Annotated in this window: 1 protein-coding gene; it reads left to right on the forward strand. The window is 49.1% G+C overall.

Annotated elements, in window-relative coordinates; all coding sequences use genetic code 11:
- Positions 1-789: 789 nt before the first annotated feature.
- The coding region (locus tag RIC19_RS23705; protein ID WP_350180871.1) for an SP85-like N-terminal domain-containing protein at positions 790-6,000 on the forward strand (5,211 nt) is incomplete at its 3' end.

Here is a 6,000-nt window from a genome sequence, read left to right on the forward strand (position 1 = left end):
AGGGATAAACCCCATACAGCCAAGCTGTAAAGCCTGTTTTTTTAAGTATAGACCTAAAAAGAGCGCTTGATGGTACCGTGTTTATGTAACAATTGAAAACCATTTTATTGGTGTTATATATATGGTTACCATGAAGTTATAGAATTTTTTTTAACCAAAAAGACGGCGTATTACTGTCACGGTAGTTGTATTTTATGTTCCTTTCTTTTTGCGATCACAAAAAACTCTCTTACATTTGTACCGAGACAGGAAACTGTCCCTCCTTACCATTAAAATGATTCCCCTTTAAACGTTACGGTTTCCGAAAGTGAAGCCCTTGCATCAGTTATTCTATTCTCCACTGTTGACGAATAGCTTATCACTGATAGAAGGTAGCCTCCCTTGAGGATTTTTATTGTAAAGCATTTAGCGATATACTAACACAAACACAACACTAAAACCATTCTGAGGTCAGCCTAAGCAGGCACTACATACATGGATTTCAAAGTTTCCCCATTTTTCGAGCCATAATTTGTTCCCTGCTGCTATTGAAACTTTTTTTGACCTCCTTTCCTGTTAAATGCTTTGTGATAATTCCCTATAGATGAGCACTGCTCGTCTTAAGGCATTGTTTGCTTTGTCAAGTCATTTTGACCTTGACAAGCCTTATAATTTAGTGCATAGAGACAAGCACTCAGAGCATTAGGTCTGTTGCAGCTTGCACACAATGCAGGATGAGATAACACCCAGAGTTTAGGAAGTCATTAGGTAACCTTGAGCTACCAGTTGTTCACACTAATTCATTGCACCATGTCTTACATTAACAAATCACTTTGCACAAATCAGGAGCCAGTACTGAGCGTTAATTCGTCTGTATTCAGGGGCTTCTCGAATTCACTCGGGCTGCAATTGCTGCTGCTCTTTTCTTCACTAAACCTTGCTGTAGCACAGGAGCTTAATGACGGGCTTAGCTCGTTTTCGCCTTCTGTCAATTGTGAACAGCCGGTTATTCTTGGGGTTTCAACCGCACAGGAGACGGCTTGTGGCAATCAGGATGGGAAGGTGAGTATTCAGATCCAGAATGATGAACGTGGTGCAACGTATACTGTTGTCCTTACTCAGGATAAAACAACATACGAATACCAGGGCCTTTCGGCTTCAAACGGTACTATCCTGATTCAGGATATAGTACCTGCCGGCTTTAAAGGGCTGCAGGTTATAAGAGAACAAGACGACTGCGCTTCTGCCTTTTTGGAGCAGTATTTCCTTGTAGAACACGCCTGCCTGCCGGCAAGCATGCGGACTAACACCTGCAGTGGGGGCGATTTCCCGCACCAAAACTGTGAAATGCAGACCATAAATATTAATGGGAGCAATATCACCGCTCAAAGTTATATGTATCTGGATGATGACTACCTGGGCTGCATCGGTTATGTGAACGCCAACTGTGAAATTGGGCAGGAAGAGGACGTGTACTGTGGTGATCATCAGCTTTCAGAGCCTACTCCTAACAACGGCTACGATTATGGTGATGTCCTCTTCACAAAGGAGACAGGACTGGTCAGCAATCTTGGTATATCAGAACTAGATGCAGAACGCATTAACTGGATCATGTGCAATGGCCCGGCTCAGGGGTATTCCAAATCAGATATTAATAATGCCATCTGGCACTTCTCAAGTGGGCGCAACAATTGCAACAACCTCTGCCAGGCTGCACAGAGTGCTGTGAATACAGTGCAAGGCGGTATCGATAGCCAAATGGAAGTCTACATTCCCGATAACAGCAACATTCAGCCGTTCATTGTGAACAGCTGTGCCTGTGTTGCGACCATTGATGGGTTGTTTGTGAATGATGATAACGGTGATAATAACGTATTAGAAATTACCGATGGTGCACAGCTTGACCTGAATGCCCTACCTAATAACTTCCGCCTGGAAGCAGAATTGAGCGGCCTTGTTGGTAGTGTGAAGTTTACCATATCCGGTGATGATAGCAATACCAATACTGAAAACTCCGCGCCTTATAACGCTCCGGGCGGTTCAAATCTTTGGAACCCGGGCGCAGGTAATTATACAGTTAATATCAAGGTGTACTCTCTGCCAAATGCAGGTGGAGTACTCTGTGCAGAACAGACCATTTCTTTTTCTATCTTCCCCGGGGGGACACCACCGGTGCCCACTACTCCTGCCCCCGACAATTGGGCGTACGGATGTGATGACAGTGTGATTATCGATTTCTACGGTAGTGGTGCAAATTGCGCTGATAACCCTGATGCAGAAGTGGTGATTAACAATACCGCCGGCGCGTTCCAAACCGTGGTTGAAGTGGTGTATAAAAATCAATACCCGGGAAGTACAGTAGTGGTTACAGCTGGAGGGACGAACTATTCGCTCCCACAGGTCGATATCTCGGGTACCAGCTCAAACGTTTACGTTTACAGAGGGCTAATTGCAGCTCCCGTTGGCTCCGTTAGCCATAATACAGAAACTAGCGGCTGCGGCAATCAAAATGGCTTACAGTCACTCACCGCATACGCCTTCAGAAATACGACGATTAAGCGGGCTTCTTCCGGAGCGTTTACCGAACTGAGCGGATACTGCGATCTTCAGACTTTCTCCATTAATATCCCTACTGACGATCAGTCCAGGGATTTATCGGTTTTGCTACCCATTTCTGAACTTACTGACGACGGGCGATTCCTGACCATCAGAGCGACCGCAGGTGGCGTCACGGCTTCAACAACAATCTTCGGGCCAGATGGTGAGTGCTGTCAGGGCGCTCCGGTCATCAACCTACAGGATGTGCCCGGTTCTGCTTCCTCGGTGGAGATTGAAGTAGATACCCGCAGCAGTCAAAATCCCAATGGAAGTGGCTGTGGCCAGTCCTGGGTGATTGCCGGATTAACTTATGTAGATGTAATTTGCCCGGAACCACTAGTCGCCGACTATGGAGACGCACCAGATTCCTACGGCAGCATCTGCTACTACATCGACGATGCCAACCCGACCCGCCTGGGCGCAACGGTGGACAGCGACGACAATTTCCAGAGTAGCGCTAACGCTGATGGCGATGATAACGATGGCAATAATGATGATGACGGCGTTACCTTTACTAATCCTTCCGGATTGACAGCGGGCGCTTCAGAGTCAGTTACCGTTACCTGGTCGACTAATGATAATGACTCTTACATCTCTGCCTGGATCGATTTTAACCAAAACGGTACGTTCGATGCCAGCGAAAAAGTTATCGACGACTTCAAGCAGGGCGCATTCAATAATACCACTACCGGCTCTGAATCTTTCACCTTTACCGTACCTTCCGATGCAGCCTGTGGTGCCACTTTCGCCCGTTTCATTATCACCAGCGATCCTAATGAAGGACCGACCGGTGATTTTTGTAATTCTGGCGATGCTTCAGATGATGGTGAGGTAGAAGACTATCAGGTGACTATTATTAGCGGATTGGAAGCAATGGCCGGAGCAGACGTCAGTGTCTGCACCGGAGGTGATGTTCAACTACTTGCTTCAGCCAGTGGGGGCACCGGTGTATATACTTTTGAATGGAGCAATGGTTTAGGTACAGGAGCGAGCCAAACCGTCTCCCCGGTATCCAATCAGACCTACACCGTCACAGTAACGGACGCTAATGGTTGTTCGGATACCGATGAAGTCATGGTTACAGTCACTCCTGCACCTCAGCTGAGCCTCACTTCCATGTGCTGGCAGGATGGCGATATCAACGGTACACACGTAATGCGCACGCGCAACGAAAATGACTTTGATATCGACTTTGACGTGTACTATTCCGGAGGCTTGCAGGAAACCTACACTATCCCGGCCAATAGCGAATATTTCTTCCCTGTACCGGATGTAAACTCCGTTACCATCAAGTGGACCCCTTACGGCTGTGGAGAGCAAAGTACCACCAAGGCCCTTAATCAGGAGCCTTGTAAAGGTGAGCTATTTATTTCCAAAGTAGTTGAAGGCCAAGCCGTTCCTGGTGGTGTGGAATATACGGTTGAAGTGGTAGATGAAAATGGAGATGTTGTGGCAACCGTAATGCTTGAAGCCGGAGAAACCTCCGCTAAAATCATATTGCCAGGGCAGTTGGCTTACGGCCCTACTCCATTATTTACCGGCCTGCCAAACAGCGGCGTGCCTTATCCGGGCGGTATTACCTATACCATCAACGAAACAAATGACCAAGGTGCTCAGAGCGTTGATTACAATATTCAAATTGGTGCAGTCGAAGACCCCAATGATCCCAACTACCCGGTTTACCAAACCATTAATGGCAATACCTTTGTATTGACTAAGGGGATGTATATTGAAGCAACGGTAACGAATAACTTCCCTGACTGTGATGTCAGCGTAGCTATGTTCAGTACGGACACCGGTTGCAATAACAACACCGGTACGGCTTCTGCTGATCCTTCCGGTGGTACTGCTCCTTACACTTATGAGTGGAATAACGGAGCGGGAACGAGCTCGGTCTCCAGTCTGTCTGCAGGCATTTACACCGTAACGGTCACAGATGCTTTCGGCTGCACAGCCACAGGTCAGGTCGAAGTAGGCACCACCACCGGCCCATTGGCTAATATTGAGTGCGTCGACGACCCCGTGGTCCACCGCACCGCATCCAACAGCAGCAAAACCTGCCAGTCATTGGTTTACGGTTTCTACACCGGCAACATGCTCAACAACTGGACCGGACAAAAGCATTGGACCATCAGCGATACCGACTTCAAGGAGTATTCCAATGGTACAGCTGTTATGAGTGCTACTGCCGTCAATAATGGTGATGCTAACCTTATTTTCAATATCAACGTTGTATTTGCTGGTCGGACCTACACCACCCCTTCCAATAGCCCGAAGGAGAATACACAGTGTGTAGGTAATTTGGACAACAGCGACTGGTACTACTACACCGTGACCAAGGGCAACATGGCTGGTGCCGGCGACCTTGCCGGTGCTCAGGTCTCTTTCACCCGACAGGGCCCTGCTTTCCAGGTCGGTACAGGTGCCAACCTGAATGATGCCAGCAAATTTGGTGCATCCGGATGGCTAGATCTCCAAATCAATAGTCAGCCGGCTTCCGGCCCTGCTTTGATTGCAGGTGCTATGGGCGACTTCAATATCAACCTCTCCGGAGCTACGCTGCCGGAAGAACTGGCAAGCGGCTGTCTCGAAATTTGCGTTGGCGAATCTGTCGAGTTGTTCGCAAATGCTACAGCAGGCGCGCCTGGCTACATGTACCAATGGAGCACCGGTGCGACAAGCGCTCAGATTACTGTTACACCGGTTGAGACAACAACCTATACCCTGACCGTAACCGATGCAAACGGCTGTGCTGATGTAGCTACAGCGACTGTAACCGTTAATGATCCGCCTTCCCTGACGGTCAATGGTACCGATGCAACCTGTGGAGCAACGAATGGTAGCGCTGAAGCCGCAGCTAGCGGCAACGCACCATTTAATTATGAGTGGAGTACAGGAGCAACGACAGCCCTGATTGAAGACCTTTCTGCGGGTACGTACACGGTAACGGTAACCGACGCGAACGGCTGCCAGAATGAAGGCAGTGTAACGATCAATAACATCGGCGGCCCTTCCCTGAGCATCAGCGCTACAGACGCGGACTGCTTCGGCGCCCCCACCGGCAGCGTGAGCCTGACTGTAGATGGCGGCACAGCCCCCTTCACCTACGAATGGAGCAACAGCGCCTCCACTAAAGACTTGACAGATGTCCCTGCGGGCAACTACAGCGTGACGGTGACGGACGCGAACGGTTGCGAAGCCACAGAGGCGGCTACTGTCGCAGAGCCAGCGGACCTGGTACTGGGCATCACCGGCGAAGACGTAGACTGCTTCGGCGCCAACACGGGCTCAGCCAACTTGACGGTAAGCGGCGGCACGATGCCATACACGTATGACTGGAGCAACGGCGCCTCCACCCAGAATATAGACAACCTGGTTGCAGGCACGTACACCGTAACGGTGACAGACGCGAACGGCTGCGAG

The sequence above is a fragment of the Phaeodactylibacter sp. genome, from assembly GCF_040219495.1.
Lineage (GTDB): Bacteria > Bacteroidota > Bacteroidia > Chitinophagales > Saprospiraceae > Phaeodactylibacter.